Source organism: Deltaproteobacteria bacterium HGW-Deltaproteobacteria-18, from assembly GCA_002841885.1.
Classification (GTDB): Bacteria; Desulfobacterota; Desulfovibrionia; order Desulfovibrionales; family Desulfomicrobiaceae; genus Desulfomicrobium.
In genome coordinates, this window is sequence record PHBE01000008.1 from 61,063 (window position 1) to 76,181 (window position 15,119).

Consider the following 15,119-nt stretch of genomic DNA (forward strand, 5'->3'; position numbering starts at 1 on the left):
CAGTGAAAATTTTTGATCTCCAGTTTGACGCTCCCGGAATGGAAAAGGCGCGGATCGATGACTCCGGGCGCGAGGGAGCTTCTTTCGAGGATCTGTTCGCCGACGTGGTCCGGAAATATCCTGCGCGAACAGCTCTGATGGACGGTGAAAGATCCCTGAGCTTTGCGGAGTTTGACGCGCTCTCGTCCGCGATCGCCCGCTTCATCCTGAAAATGGGCTACGGCCCTGAAGCCGCTATCGGTGTCCATTGCAGGCGGGGAGGACTGGTCCTGGCCGCGGGTATTGGCGCCATGAGGGCCGGTGCGGTCTACGTGCCGGTCGATACGGAACTTCCCCTGGCCAGGAAGGAAACAATGCTCAGGCCCGCAAGACTGATCATAACCGACAGTTCCTGCCTGCGGGAATCCGAATACTTTCAGTACAGGCTCCCTCACGCTCCGCACATACTTTGTCTTGATTCCCCTACTTACGAAAACTCCCTTGAGAGAAGTGGAGAACTCGGCCGGGTCGCCTTTTGGGAAAGCATAGCCGAAGGCGGACGCGACTCGGCCTGGAAAAGCTATTTCGATGGCCAAAGGGTGCCGGATGCACTGCTTGAAAGCCTGGCCGCGAACATTCTTGGGAAAACAGGGTTCGACGGGAAAAAAGAGGCCAGGGTGCTGGACATCGGGAGCGGTTCGGGAACGGTTTCACGGGTCCTGATGGATGCCGCGAGCCGTTATACGGCGGTAGACCTGTCCAGGACGGAACTGGACCGCCTGGAAGAGCGCGCATGTGCCGCCGCCGTCAAGGTGCATCAGATGGAAGCCGTGGACATCCGCTTTCTGGCGGATGAAGAGTACGACCTTGTCAATGTGTACGCCGTAGTCGAGAATTTTCCCGGCTACAATTATCTGCGGACAGTTCTGGACCATGCCGTGGCCAAGCTTTCCAGAGACGGGGCGTTGTTTGTGGGTGCGGTCTGGGACCTGGACAGGAAAGATCGTTTCCGGGACGCCCTGCGGGAGTACGCGCACGAATCGGGAAACAACGCAGGCCTGATCCGATTCGATGCGGCGGCCGAACTTTTTGTTCCCGAGCGTTTTTTCACTTCCTGGGCCGAAGAAAGCAAAGTGCCCGTGGATATTTTTATTTCCCGCCCCGACGTGGACTGTGCGGAAATATCCGATTTTCGTTTTGATGTCGTGATCCGGCACACAGAGGCCGCGCGAAAGCCTTGTGCGCGCACCCGTTTTGGAACCGATGATGTGTTCGCCGTGTCCGATGCGGCTCTGCCCGCAATTTCTCCGGAGCAGGCTGCCTATATCGTGTATACGAGCGGTTCCACTGGCGCGCCCAAGGGCGTGGTGGTCGAACACCGGAATTTCCTGCATATTCTGAGGGCGCTGGCTCCGTATTCCTCCGGTTGCGAGCGTGTCGCACTGGTCGCTCCGCTCTCGTTCGACGCCTCGATCCAGCAAGTCGCCTTGTCGCTCTTGGTCGGAAAGACCCTGCACGTATTGCCTGACAGTCAGCGCAAGAGTCCGGAAAATTTTTACGACAGCGTCTGCCGAAACAAGATTGATCTTTGCGATATGACACCGGCTTTTTTCAATGTGCTGGTGGAATTTCTTTGGTCAAAAAAGAAATCACTGCCCATAAAAAAGATGCTGATCGCCGGAGAGATTCTTCGTTCTGACTCCGTCAACAAATTCTATGAGATTCCCGGCAACGAAGGGGTCGTCATTTACAATGTGTATGGACCCACCGAATGCACGGTGGATAGCAGCGCATATCGCATTGATTACGGCAACCGCGATGCGTTTTCCTCGTTTCCTATCGGGGCGCCCCTTGAGGGGGTGACGGTCACGATCCGGGACAAAGACGACACGGTGGTTCCGGAGACCGCAAGCGGGGAAATCTGGATATCAGGGGCCGGGGTTTGCAGAGGCTATCTCGATATCGAAAACTCGGCGGCCTTTGTCATGGCTGAAGGACGCCGCTGGTACCGGACAGGGGATTATGGTTTCGTCAGGAACAACCTGCTTTTTTACCTGGGGCGTGAAGACCAGCAGGTCAAGATCCGTGGAAATCGCGTTGAGATCGGCGAGGTGGAAAATGCCGTGGCAGGTTTTCCGGGAGTCAGGCAGGTGGCAGTGGTGGCCGACACCTTCGAGGCGCATGAAGAAAAGAGTCTTGCCGCGTATATCGTTGGTGAATTTGATTCCGCGAAACTCCAAATCTATCTTGAACAAATCTTACCCTCGCATTGTGTGCCGAGTCATTTTGTGCCGATGGTGGAACTGCCTTTTTCCTTGAACAGAAAAGTGGACAAAAAAGCCTTGCCATCTCCGCTGGTGCAGAAACAAGAAAGTGGAGGACGTCGGCTTTCAGGACCTACTGAAACAAAACTGGCTGAAATTTGGAAAAGATTGCTTGGGGTCGATGTCCTGGATGCGGACGCCAATTTTTTCAGTTTGGGTGGCCACAGCATCTTGGCCATACGGCTTATCGTCATGATCGAAAAAGAGATGGAATTGCGCATAACCCTGAACGAACTTTTTTCCCGTCCCACCATATCCGAGCTCGCAGAGTTTTTCGAAGGCAAGAGAAGTTCGAATGATAGCCCTGTGATCAAACTTTGCCATTGCGATGGTGGGAAAAACATCTTTTTATTTCACCCTGTTGGCGGTAGCGTTTTCTGTTATGGAGATCTCGCGAAGCTTCTGGGGCATAAGTACAGTGTTTTTGCCGTGGAAGCCGCCGGATTCAGTCATGAGAAGACATCCCTGAATACTGAATTGCACACGGTCGAAGATTTGGCGGCGTATTATCTGGAAGAGATTCTCAAGATTGAAACCGAAGATATCATTTTTGGAGGCTGGAGCTTTGGTGGCCTCCTAGCATACGAGGTTGCGTGCAGATATGAAAGAATGGGGCATGATGCAGAAATTGTCTTGATTCTTGATTCCGTGGCGGACAACAGTCGGGCGAAGCAGGAGGCCGGGCAGGATGAAATGGATCTTCTCAAATCACTATTGCAGGAATCTCTGGCTTTTGATGAAAATGTGCTGCGCTCCCTACCGCGTGATAAAAGACTCCGTTATCTCTTGGAATGCGGGGAAAAGACAGGACTTCTGCCCTTTGGCTTCAGCTCCGTGCAAATGGACAACCTGTTGAGTACATATCGCAGTAACGCCATTGCAGCAGCGCGCTATGAGATGCCTGCACATTCAACCAAGAATATATTGCTTGTTCGTGCTCTTGAAATGACAGACTACTCGCGTAGTTTTATTAATGATCAGTATTTTGGATGGAGCAAGTTTCTGAAGGAAGAAAATATTACTCTCAAATGGACAGAGGGTACGCATGAGACCATGCTTTCTCCGGGACTTGTGGGGAATGTCGCCAACCATATTTTGGAGTACCTGGAAAATGTCTAGTTTACCGAGAACACTCATTTTTTTGTTTTGCCTTTGTTCCGCAGTTCTGTTTTCCGGACGTGCCAGTGCAGAAGCTCGCGAGTCAACAATCAGGGAGGTCATAACCAAGGCTGGCCGCATGCTGGCTTCGGAGCCGAATCTCCCCGCAGTATCCATCGCCGTGCTCAGGAAGGGCGGAGACAGCCCCGTCAGCGCCGCTTTCGGTACGGCCTGCGTTGAGAACGACGTCATCATGACTGATGCGCACAAGATCAAGATTGGCTCGGTGACGAAATTATTTACGGCCGCGCTTGTTCACAAGCTCATCGAGGAAGGAAAACTTGGGCTCAATGCCACTGTCGATCGCTTTTTTCCTGATTTTCCGCGCGGCGAAGAGATCACGATAGAACACCTCCTGACCCACACTTCCGGAGTGATCGACATGCTGCGGCTTGAACCGGTCTTCGCGAATCCGACCAGGCGGTGGAGCCCGGAAGAACTCATTGGCATGGCCGGGGCAAAGCCCTTGTTGTTTACTCCTGGAACGGATCAGAAGTACTCCAATACTGGATATCTCATGCTTGCCCAGATCAGTGAAATGGCTTCGGGAAAGGGGTATGAGGAACAGATCCGGGAAAATTTCGTCGCGAAACTCGGAATGAAGTCGCTTGTCGTCGGGCAGGATGAGACTGTCGTGCCTCAGCTGGCATGCGGATACGGCGAGTCAGACGATTCCGGCTTGATCTTGCCGATCATGATGGGGATCGGCATGGCCAAGGGGACAGGGAACCTTCTGGCTTCGCCCGACGATGTAGTGCGCCTGGTCAATCTCGACCGCATGCTCGAAAACAATTTCCTGGATGCGGCGCCTCTTGCCCCGTTGAGACTCGCCAACGGAAAATCCGCCCAAGGGGCGGTCGATAACGGCCATGGCGGATACACCAGAAGCTTCCTTGTCGGCGGTACGGTGTTCATGTTCAACGATCCCGAAATTACCCTTGTGGGCCAAATCGGCTCTTTTCCAGGCTTCGGGACAGTCTTTTTCTATGACAGGGAAACCATGTTTGCGGTGACTGTGAGCGTCAATAATGAAAAGTATATTCCTCTGGCCATAAATAGCGCAGTAAGAATTCTACAGGAATTGCGTAACTAATGGAGATAATTATTTGCGATGTTGCGCGTAGCGGATGATTTTTGCAGATGGAATCCATGTTTTAATCTGGAATATTTTCATGAGTATGTATATTTTTTTTGATTAATTTTAAATTAAAAAAAATAATTGTTTTGCGTAATATTTTTTTGGATTATATTTATTATAATTTAAAATTTTTATAATCTTTTATTATGTTTTTTCGTTTTTTTATCTCATATAATTTTATTATTTTGAATAAATTTTTTGTTTTATGCGTTATGATTATGAATTTGCCTTTCTTTTTTTCTTTTTTGTATTTATTTTATTTTGTTTTGCGTATTTTTTTCAGGTCAGACCTGTTATAATTTATTTCTAGACTTCTTTACATATGTCGTGGTATAGTTTGGAAATTGTGATGAAAGCGATTGTTCGCATTTTTCGGTCACCAGTTATAAACGTTTGGAGCTTCATGTCCGCATGTTTTGTTTGATTCGCAATACATTGATCCTTATCCTCTGCTGGAGCCTTGCGCCGCTGTGCCTGGCCGCTGATAACGCCTCGTCGGTTTCCGGCGATGGGCTATCAACCCAGGATGCCGTCCGGCAGGTGACTCCCTCTGGATTGAAGAGAATCGCCTATTTTGAAACGGGTCCTTATTGGGAATTCTCGCTGTTGCGCGAAAAGGTGATCGAGTCCCTTGGTCAACTTCATGTGCTGGATCAGGTGGAATTTCCCGAGTCGCTTCATGTCAGTCCCGGTTGGGGGGCGGATTCTTCCGTATACTTGGCCGAAGCCGCGAAGCTTATGGCCGACCCCTCGGTGGACTTGATCATGAGCATGGGCACCGTGGCTACCAAGGCTCTTTTGGCCGAAAACAACGAGAGAACCCCCATCGTCTCCATCGATGTCGCCGACCCGGTTGGCGCCGGAATAATCGATGCGGAAACAGGACGGGGCGCCGTGAACCTGACCCTGGAATATACGCGCGATAAATGGGAGAAGGTTTTTGTTCTTTTTCACCAGGCGTTGCCGTTTCAGAAGCTTGGGATACTCTACCACGACTCGCCGGAAGGCCGTTCTTACTCCAATGTGAATGAGGCCCGCGAAGTGGCGCGTGACAGGGGGTTTACCCTTGTCGAGTATGCTGACCTGGACCAGGAGGAAAGCGCACAATCGTGTGCCGCGGGCGTGCGGAGTTTGATAGACCAGGGCGTCGACGCATTTTACATTTCAGCCTTGAATTGTTTTGACTGGACCAAGGAAAATCCTCGGAAGATATTTGATGCTCTTCATGAGCAGGGAATTAAGACATTTGCGCGCGACGGTAGCGTGCACGTGCGGCAGGGGGCTCTGATGGGACTTTCCACCTTGGATTATGCCCCGCTCGGAGAATTTTACGCGGGGCGAATGGCCCGTTTGCTGGGATTCATACCGGAAAGCGTGCCGATGGCCAAACATCAGTACAGTCCTAAGATCACACTTAACCTGGATACCGCAAGAGAGCTGAATCTTGATGTTCCACTTGTCCTGCTGATTACCGCAGATGAGATTTTTGACTCCAGTCTTGCGCCAATCCGGGTTGAACCAGGGGCCGAGTAGGTTGCTGGAAGATATTCGGCGAACACACAACCAAACTGTATCGGGGGACGAAATGGCGAAAAAAAGTTCCGAAACCATGAATGAAGGGATTGACCTGCAGGAACAGACACAGGGTGAACCGGAGACCGAGACACAGATCATGCCGATCGAATGCGAAATCGACGCAATTATCCGCAAGCGAGTCTATGCGGCCATCGGCGTGGGATTTGTGCCTGTACCGCTGGCGGACCTTGCCGGATTGACCGCGATTCAGGTGGAGCTGGTTTACGCTCTGACCAAGGCGTATGGCGTGGAATTCAAAAAAGAAAGGGTCAAGGCGATTCTGTCTTCCCTCGGAACCGGCGTGGTGTCGGTAGCTTCCGTGCCTTTTTTTGCATCGCTGTTCAAAAGCATTCCCATCATCGGGACGACGACCGGCGCTGCGACTGTCAGCATTGTCGGCGGAGCGTCCACGTATGCGATAGGCAAGGTTTTTGATCGCCACTTCAGAAAAGGCGGAACCCTGCTGAATTTCGACATGCAGGAAGCAAAGGCCTACTTCAAGGCAAAGCTGGAAGAGGGCAAGGGCGTGGTTGCCAAGATGAAGCCAGGTAAAAAAGAGGATTCGTCCGCGCCTGCCGCGGAGTCCGAAGCTACGGCCTAGGCTGTGGCTTGCGTCCTGCGGCCCGGACCGATCCGGGTCGCTTGCACACGGATGCGCCGTGTCGTTGCGCCGCTTTCCGAACGGTTCCAGCGGACGGCATATCCCGGGTGCGTCCTTTTGCTGGTCCCTGCCGTTGCCTGACGCGGCGTTGGGTTAATGCTGACGGTTTTTTTCTCCGGTTTCACTTCTGGGCCGGATATTTTTGCGAGTATCGGAGTATCACGGTTCACCACGCACATGCAGCAATTCACACAATCTCATTTTTACTCACTGCTCCGGCAGGAAGCCGGGGACGAAGGATTCAGACTGATTGCCGCATGTCTTGCGGCGGGAGTGATGCAAGGCCTTGCGGTGTTCAGCGTGCTGCAGGGCATGGAGCAGATGTTCGAGGACGAAGGCATCCGCTTTCATACCTTCCTGGCTTTCCTGGTTTGTCTGGGCATCTTCTATCGGCTTTTCCGCCATGTGACGGAGCGTGCCGCCCTCATCGCCCTGCACGGAGTCATGGAATGGCGAATGCGCATCGCGACCAAACTGCGCGCCGTCAATCAGCTTGAGTATTCCAGGCTTGACAAGAACGCCGTTCAGTCCGCGCTGGTCGATGACCGCGAACTGGTGGTCGAAGCCTCGCGCATGCTCATGGCCGCTGCGGTCAACTCGGTGATGATCGTGGTGGCTTTCCTGAAAATGCTGACCGTGTCGATGGCAGGTACTGTTGCCGTCATCGCCTTTCTTGGGCTTGGTTTGCTCATCTTTCTGCGTCTTGTGCGCGGGGTTTATGTTTTCATGGATGCCGCGCGTCGCGCAGAGGCGGGATTTTCGTCCTGCCTGCGCGATCTTCAGGATGGGCTCAGGCAGTTGAAACAGCACAAGCCCAAAACCACGGACCTGTTCGCGGGTCAGATCATCCCGGGCCTGGACAGCGTCGCCGCTGCTCGGGAGTCCACTGAGCGAGGGCACGGCAAGGGCATTTCATTTTTTGCCGTGTTCAATCTGCTGACCTTGGGGCTGGTCCTCTTCCTCATGCCCGGAATGATGGGAATCGACGCGAGCACCACCTCCACCCTGCTCATTTTGAGCATGTTCTGCCTGACCCCCATGATCAGCCTTGTGAGCTTTGTGCCCATGCTGACCAAGGTGGAGATGAGCCTGCACGAACTGAGCGTTCTTGAAACCCGCCTGAATGACATCGCCGAGCCATTCGAGCGCGAGGGCGTCGAAACCGTTTGGCAGCATCCTGACCCGAAAGTCCCTGTATTCGAATCACTGCAAATGCAGGACGTGCGGTTTGATTATTTCGATCGCCAGGGCTTGCGTCTGTTCGGCATCCACGTGGACTCATTCTCCCTGAATCGGGGGGAGCTCGTCTTCATCCGCGGCGGAAACGGGTCGGGCAAGTCGACGTTCATGAACGTCCTTTCGGGGCTTTATCCGCAGCAGTCCGGAGCCATTTTCCTGAATGGCGCGCCGCTGACCGACCTGGGCATGGAGGCGTATCGCAACGTTTTTACCGTGCTGCCCTCGGATTTCCATCTTTTCACCCGGCCCCTCGGAGTGGATGCCTCGGCGCGACGGATGAAAAAAGTGCTCGAATTGATGCGCATCGATTCCAAGGTACGCTTGGAACCCGACGGTTCGTTTTCCACCCTTGATCTTTCCGCCGGCCAGCAAAAGCGCTTGGCCCTTGCCTGCTCTTTGCTGGAAGATCGGGGCGTCTACCTGCTGGACGAGGTTGCGGCGGATTTCGATCCGGGATTCAGAAAGTTTTTCTACGAAGAACTCTTGCCGGATTTGAAACGCGAAGGATGCACCATTTTGGCCATATCGCATGATGATCGTTATTTTCATGTGGCTGACCGGGTTCTGAGCATGCGCGATGGAACTTTTGTCGATAACGGTCACGATGGAGACTCGGCATGAGAATTCTCGTCCTTTGCATGCTTTTGTTTTTTGGATTGATAATTCTTCTGGCATCGGATTACAAAGAGATTGAAGAGAAAACCAATATTGAATTTGCTCGCGAAATTTATGATAAAGTGAATAATACTTTGCCGTCTATTGTCAGCGCAAGAAAACACGAGCAGATCATTCGAGAACGACTTGAATGTTACGCTATCGACAGTGATTACGCGCGGAGAATCAGGGTATGTAACAATTTGTATGCCAAGGCAATTGTCAAGCAAGCAAGGGATGCGCTGACTTCCCGGCCAGATATGGGGAAATTTGTCATGAATGTGAACTTATGTCCTGTTATGTATAGTATGTGTATGGGTATTGCAGATAATAATGAGAAAAGATGTATTACTTTTGAAAGGCAATGTATTGATTATAATTTAGATTCACATTGGCGAGGGGCATCTCAATACACACAACAACAATACAGATCCGAATAATGAAAAAAGTATTAGAAAAAATTCGTTCGTTTTTGCGGCGACATCGGACACGCTTCGTGACAATTGGTGCCTTTTTTGTGTTGCTTCTTGTGTTCATGTGGCCGCGAATTTTTGTGTCTGTCCATCCGGGCGAGTTGGGAGTGCTGTATTCAAGATTGTTTGGCGGCACGGTTTTGGACAGGACATATCAGGAAGGTTTGCACTTTATTTCCCCATGGAACATTCTTTTTGTTTATGATGTGCGTATTCAGGAAGATACGCAGTTTATCGAGGTTCTCACCCTGGATGGTTTGACCGTAACGGTTCAGGCTTCTCTGCGATACCAGATTGTGCGAGACAGACTCCCCGTTTTGCATCAACAGATCGGTCCGGAATACAAGCGCAAGATCATTCTGCCGATCATGACTTCCGCAGTGCGCCAAACCATCGGCAGCTATCGTCCCGATGCTCTTTATTCCACTGCCAGAGAAGAGCTGCAGGACAAGATGCTTGTTGACGCCACCGAGGAAATGGGACGCATTCCCATCCTTATCCATGGTTTTGTAGTCAAGGAAATCGTTCTTCCCGACTTGCTTCGCAACTCCATTGTGGACAAGCTGGTGGCTGAGCAACAATATCTGCGGTATCACTACCTTCTCCTTGAAGCCAAGGAAGAGGCCAAGCGCAAGGCGATTCAGGGCCAGGCGATCAGGTATTACCAATCACTGGTGAATGAAAACATGACTGAAAGCTTCCTGCGCTACGAGGGCATTCAGGCCACGGCCAGACTCGCCGCCTCGGAAAATGCAAAGGTTGTTGTCGTGGGCAGCGGAAAGGACGGATTGCCCATCATTCTGAACACGCAAGACACGCCCAGGCTTCCGGATCCGCGGAACGCGAGCGTCGTCCCGCCGGCTCCGCTCCGGCAAACTTTAGTAACCAATTCCTCGACCGAAGACGTCATGAGATTCCAGGACGATGGTTTCGGCTGGGATTTGCGAGGTTCCGATTTTCTGGAGTACATGGACAGGATCGACAGAATCCTGCTCAATCCCAACAAGGATCTGCCGCCGGAACCTCGCAAGGATTCAGCGAAATGATGCGGCGCGGCGTGTCGTAGAGTGAGCGTCAAACGCAACCATCGGAGAAGCAATGATACAGATATTTTTGGCCTTCATCGTCGGGAGTCTGGTTGTCGCATTCCTGGGGCGAAACCATAAGTTCGGTTTCTGGGGCAATTTTTTCGCGAGCATGCTGCTGTCCCCGCTGATCGGGCTCCTGCTTGTACTTTCCGGAACGCCCAAGGCTGCTCCGAAGTCGGCTGATTCGGCGCGTGGCCAGGATTGCGAAACAAGGCAGTCTTAGCTTGTGTTTCGGTCACAGGTTCGTGCCGGCCATCTGATGCTCCTGATTAATTCCGCACTACCGGCATTTTCTCGCAGCGGGGCTTTCAGCCCATGCGCACACAGCCTCTTATGAGCGGACACTTCATGAAACGTCCTGTCCTCCCGTGCTCATTTCCCACTCCCTTCGGCGCGGTCCGTGGATGGCTCGGCTTCTTCCTGTTTGGCGTGCTCATGGTGCTGGCACCGACGCATGGTCATACGCGGGACGATTCCGTCAAACGCATAGGTTATCTTGAGGCCGGGCATTTCTGGCTTTTTGATCGGACATACGAGGCGTTCCGCCAGGCCCTCGGTTCCAAATCCGCCGTTCATGTCGATTATCCTCCGGACGCCCATCATAGTCCCGGCTGGGAACCCGAGAATATGGCGCTTCTGCCTGTGCTGGCGGAAGATTTGATGCAGCGTCGGGATCTAGATTTGATCGTGGGCATGGGCACGGCGGCGGTCAAGGCGCTTTTGGCGGCCAACAACGGGCGCACGCCCATTCTTGGCATGGGCATGGCCGATCCCGTTGCCGCAGGAATTGTGAGCGACCTCAAGGACTCCGGTGTGGACAATTTCACCTGCCAGGTGATCGCGGACAGGTGGACGACCATGTTCCGTGTCTTTCATGATGTAGTGCGCTTCAGCAAGCTCGGCGTCATGTATCAGAACACCCCAGAGGGTCGCGTCTACGCGGCCCTGAATGATGTCCAGACCATCGCCCCGGAGCTTGGCTTCTCCGTCGCCGGGTATGGAGAGCTTTCCACCGCCGAAACCGACGATGAATGCAGGCAGGGACTGGAAAAGCTGCGCGCGGAGGGCATGGACGCTTTCTTCATCGGGCCGCTGAACTGCTTTGATTGGGACAGCAATGACGTGGCCGCCCTGCTGGAATTGCTCAACGACTGGAAAATTCCCACCTTTGCCCGGGACGGGTCGGATTTCGTCAAGGCCGGAGCGCTGATGGGCTTTTCCACCTGGAATTTCGGTCCTACCGGAGAATTTCTGGCCAATCAGGCCGTGGCCATACTTACAGGCAGCAAGCCCAGATCCATATCCATGCTGGATCGGATGGAACCGACCATCGCCATCAATCTGGAAACGGCCACGAAGATAGGCTTTCATTTCCCGCTGGATGTGCTCGTGGTTTCCGACGAGATCTTTGAACGTACAATCCTGCTCACGCCAAGGAAGGACTGATCATGCAGAACGGCGCACTCTTCAGACTGCGACTGAGCATTGGAATCCTCTCGGTGGCGGTGCTCGTGTTGACCCTGGGATTCAACGTACTTCTCTCCGTGTCCACCCTGGACCGCCTGGCCATTGAGTCCCTGCTTTCGGGCTACCGGGGAGCGGGTGAACATCTGGCCCTGGGCATCGAACGCGGACTGCGCTTCGGCAAGCCGCTTACGCAGTACGCGGGCATGACCGAGATGCTGCATGATTTGCGGGACGGCGCGCCGGGAATTCGCGCCATTGAAGTGATGGATGTCGGAGGCGAAGTGCTTTACGCGGTGCAGGACGGACTTCCGGCGCGGGCCTCGTCAGTACGAAACGGGGCCGAACAGACGCTGGACGGTGACCGTTCGGCCCGCCGGGCCTTTGACCTGAAGGCATTGGCCGAAAACGACGCCGGCCGGGAAACACTTTTCTGGGCCGGTCCGCAAGTCTATCGGATCGTTCTTGCGCTCCATCACAATGGTGTCGTCGGAGGAGTGGCGCTGGAGATCGACGCGACCCAGGTCGAGGCCTCGACCACGGGCTTCGTCCGTTGGGCCATGGCCCTGCTGGCGGCGGCCTGCGTGGCGGTCTGCTTGATTCTGGCGGCCTGGATCGGCCTTTTGACCGGCACGCCGGAAGCCCGCGCCAGACTGAGCCGGGCTCTGGGAATTCTTCTGTTGGTACTTATCGGCGGCACGCAGCTTGCGTATTCCACGGCAATGCTGACCCTTTTTGATTCCTTTCTGCAGCAGGCCGTGCGCGACAAGACGGAGCTTGCGGCTCACTTCATCAAGCGCGATTTCGAGTACATCGTCCACAAAGGGGTTGATGTGCGGGGGCTGACGGGAGGCAAGGAGCTGCTTGTGCGCATCGTGGAGACTCACCCGGAGCTGGGCGGGGCCTCCCTGACCACGCCGGAAGGCGAGGTTCTGGCCGCGGCAGGGAGTCAGGACGAAAGTTGGACGGTGGTGGAACAGTCCATCGACGCCTATTGGCCCAGCCGGTTTCGGCAGCGCGAAGAGGTGCTGCGCATTCGCCTGTACATCGACCCGGAGCACATGTCCGATAATGTGAGCGGACTCGGCCTTGATTTGGCGACTTCCCTTGTCATCAGCCTGCTCTTTCTGATGGAATTGTCAAAGCTCCTGAGCATGCTTTGCGCCCGTATGCTGCATTCCCTGCAGGCAGCAGGGCAGGCAGAGGCGTCCGTGTTTCCGATCTGCTCCGCGCAGGCCTTGCGGGCGGGAGGCTTCCTTTTTTTTCTGGCCTACGACATGGGCATCTCTTTCATTCCCCTGCTGGCGCGCAAGCTTTACACCCCGTTGTGGGGGCTGCCCGAGCAGGTGCTTGTGGGCTTGCCCATTTCCGCGGAGATGGTTTGCGCGGGCGTGGCCCTTTTCGGCGCGGGCATGGTTTCGGAACGGTTCGGCTGGCGCACGACTTTTGCGCTGGGCGTGACGGCGGCGGCGGTGGGCCTCCTCATGGGCGGAGCCTCGACCTCGCTGCCCGCTCTGATCGCTGCGCGCGGCGCTTGCGGCTTCGGTTTTGGCCTGGTGCTCATGGCGGCGCAGATCGGGACCCTTGAGGATGAAAACGCGGGATATGGCTTGGCCGGGGTCTTTGCGGGCATTTTTTCCGGGAGCATCTGCGGTTCGGCCGGAGGGGCTCTTTTGGCTGAACGCATCGGTTTCGAGGCGGTGTTTTACGTGGCGGCATCGTTGGTGCCCATCGCCTTGCTGGCCCTGCTTCTCGGCGGTGGGCGCGGGAATCATGCCGGTGCGACTGAATCCGCTCCGCGTGCCGGGACAGTTCAGTCCGCGTCTCCGCACGCTGCCTGGAATTTCCTGCGCGATCCGCGCATACTCACCCTGCTTGGAATGATCGGCATTCCAGCAGCGCTCTGCCTGACGGGGTTCCTGCACTACATGCTGCCGTTGTTGCTGACCGAGGCGCAGACGTCTCAGTCCGATATTGGGCGTATTTTCATGCTCTATGGCCTGTGCTTCATCACCGTGGGCCCGATGCTCGGGCGTTGGCTCGACTGTTCGCAACGCAAGGGTGTGTTCGCGATGTTCACGGGGCTTTTGTCGGGAGCCGCTCTGCTGATCGCGGGCACCTCATCCACGTTGATGACCGCCGGAGTCGCGGTGGTGGTCATTGGGATTGCGCAGTGCCTGGCTGCGCCGTCCACGATGCTGTGCGTGATCGGCCTGGCCTCGGCGCAGAGGCTCGGGCGCGGAAAGACCGCCAGCATCTATCGGACCCTGGAGCGTGTAGGGCAGGTGCTCGGACCCATTCTGTTCGGCATGGCCCTGGTGCGGTTCAGCGTGTCCCAGACCCTGATCGCGGCGGGCTCGGCGGTTTGTGCCCTGGCGCTTCTTTTCCTGGTCTTCTGGCGGGTCAGCAGATCCCGTTCGTGACCAGCATCTGAAGTTCCTTCACGCGTTCGTCCTGCATGTCTTTTGGAAGATAGAGCGAGAGTAGTTCAAGATAGTCCCGGTGATTGACCAGTGCGCCGTCGGCTCTGATAAACGTTCTGAATTCGTCTTCGGAGGGGTAGCAAAAATATTGACGCTCGGCGGCGTTCTGGACAGCCCCCGGCAGACGCCCTCCCTTTTCAAGAATCGGCAGGTAGCGATTCAGGACATCGATTCCTGCAAAGTAGGTCCCGACAAAATTCCATAAAAGCGAGCGGGAATAATCGATGTCGTTCCACCCGATGTCGACGACGGCTCCGCTGTCGATGCCTTCGTCGATGTGAAAAAGCGTGCAGCCTGAACGGGCGTGGCGCATTTGCATGGCCCGGAACGGCCCGCACAGTCCCTGGATTTGGGGCAGCAAACCCGGATGCAGGCCGTACGCGCCCAGACGGGGGATGCGGATGATTTCGGCAGGGAAAATATAGTCGTAGCGGCAGGAGATGATCAGATCCGGGTCAAGACGCCGCATGTTCGCGATAGTCTGGGGCGTGCGCGCCCGGCCCCAGAGCTCGAAGGAGATGCCGTATGTCGCGGCCAGACCGGAAACGGTCTGGTACGCATCGGGGCATCCAAGGGGAAACTGCTCGTCCAGCCATGGGAAAATGCACTCCAGCGGCATGTCGCGTTCATGTTCAAGCAGACAGCCGGCCAACGGGTTTGCGCGCTCGGCCTTGAGCACATGGTCGGAGAGGATCACATGGATTTCATGGCGTCCCGCGAGAGTGCGCACCAGTCTGTTCAGAGCAAGGTTTCCGGCCAGATCATGTTTGACGCAAATGGCTATTTTCAAAATGTATCCGCATATTGGAGTTTAAGAGCAAGGACGCGGCCGAGGTGGCCGGACGGAGGACTAGCATACCGTTGCGGTGCTTACTAGAGCCGA

Annotated in this window: 11 protein-coding genes; 10 read left to right on the top strand and 1 reads right to left on the bottom strand. The window is 54.7% G+C overall.

What is annotated here, in order from left to right:
• Nucleotides 1-2 precede the first annotated feature (2 nt).
• The 10 genes from CVU60_08855 to CVU60_08900 all read left to right on the top strand — a co-directional run bounded on the left by CVU60_08855 (nucleotide 3) and on the right by CVU60_08900 (nucleotide 14,176).
• Nucleotides 3-3,422 carry a hypothetical protein gene (locus CVU60_08855; GenBank protein PKN41858.1) on the top strand — a complete coding sequence of 1,140 codons (3,420 nt, stop codon included), beginning with the start codon at nucleotides 3-5 and terminating at the stop codon, nucleotides 3,420-3,422.
• A complete protein-coding gene (locus tag CVU60_08860; protein PKN41859.1) occupies nucleotides 3,349-4,554 on the top strand; it encodes a hypothetical protein in 1,206 nt (401 codons plus the stop codon). The genes CVU60_08855 and CVU60_08860 overlap by 74 nt, the downstream gene beginning before the upstream one ends.
• A 456-nt stretch (nucleotides 4,555-5,010) precedes the next feature.
• A complete protein-coding gene (locus CVU60_08865; protein PKN41860.1) occupies nucleotides 5,011-6,132 on the top strand; it encodes a hypothetical protein in 1,122 nt (373 codons plus the stop codon).
• The gene (locus CVU60_08870; GenBank protein PKN41861.1) at nucleotides 6,077-6,775 is read left to right on the top strand and encodes a GTPase; all 699 of its coding nucleotides are present in this window, start codon (nucleotides 6,077-6,079) and stop codon (nucleotides 6,773-6,775) included. Before CVU60_08865 ends, CVU60_08870 begins: the two co-directional genes overlap by 56 nt.
• 156 nt (nucleotides 6,776-6,931) lie before the next feature.
• Nucleotides 6,932-8,695: a hypothetical protein gene (locus tag CVU60_08875; protein PKN41862.1), complete on the top strand. Its 1,764-nt coding sequence runs from the start codon at nucleotides 6,932-6,934 to the stop codon at nucleotides 8,693-8,695.
• The gene (locus CVU60_08880; protein PKN41863.1) at nucleotides 8,692-9,168 is read left to right on the top strand and encodes a hypothetical protein; all 477 of its coding nucleotides are present in this window, start codon (nucleotides 8,692-8,694) and stop codon (nucleotides 9,166-9,168) included. Before CVU60_08875 ends, CVU60_08880 begins: the two co-directional genes overlap by 4 nt.
• Nucleotides 9,168-10,247, top strand: coding sequence for a hypothetical protein (locus CVU60_08885; protein PKN41864.1), 1,080 nt, complete (start codon nucleotides 9,168-9,170; stop codon nucleotides 10,245-10,247). The genes CVU60_08880 and CVU60_08885 overlap by 1 nt, the downstream gene beginning before the upstream one ends.
• 52 nt (nucleotides 10,248-10,299) lie before the next feature.
• Nucleotides 10,300-10,512, top strand: a complete 213-nt coding sequence (locus CVU60_08890; GenBank protein ID PKN41865.1) for a hypothetical protein — start codon at nucleotides 10,300-10,302, stop codon at nucleotides 10,510-10,512.
• A gap of 92 nt (nucleotides 10,513-10,604) precedes the next feature.
• Complete coding sequence (locus tag CVU60_08895) at nucleotides 10,605-11,735, top strand: hypothetical protein (GenBank protein PKN41866.1); 1,131 nt, start codon at nucleotides 10,605-10,607, stop codon at nucleotides 11,733-11,735.
• A 2-nt stretch (nucleotides 11,736-11,737) separates the two neighbouring features.
• Nucleotides 11,738-14,176, top strand: a complete 2,439-nt coding sequence (locus tag CVU60_08900; protein ID PKN41867.1) for a hypothetical protein — start codon at nucleotides 11,738-11,740, stop codon at nucleotides 14,174-14,176.
• Here CVU60_08900 and CVU60_08905 read toward each other — a convergent pair.
• Complete coding sequence (locus tag CVU60_08905) at nucleotides 14,157-15,026, bottom strand: hypothetical protein (protein ID PKN41868.1); 870 nt, start codon at nucleotides 15,024-15,026, stop codon at nucleotides 14,157-14,159. The two genes, CVU60_08900 and CVU60_08905, sit on opposite strands and share 20 nt — an antisense overlap.
• Between the last annotated feature and the right edge of the window lie 93 nt (nucleotides 15,027-15,119).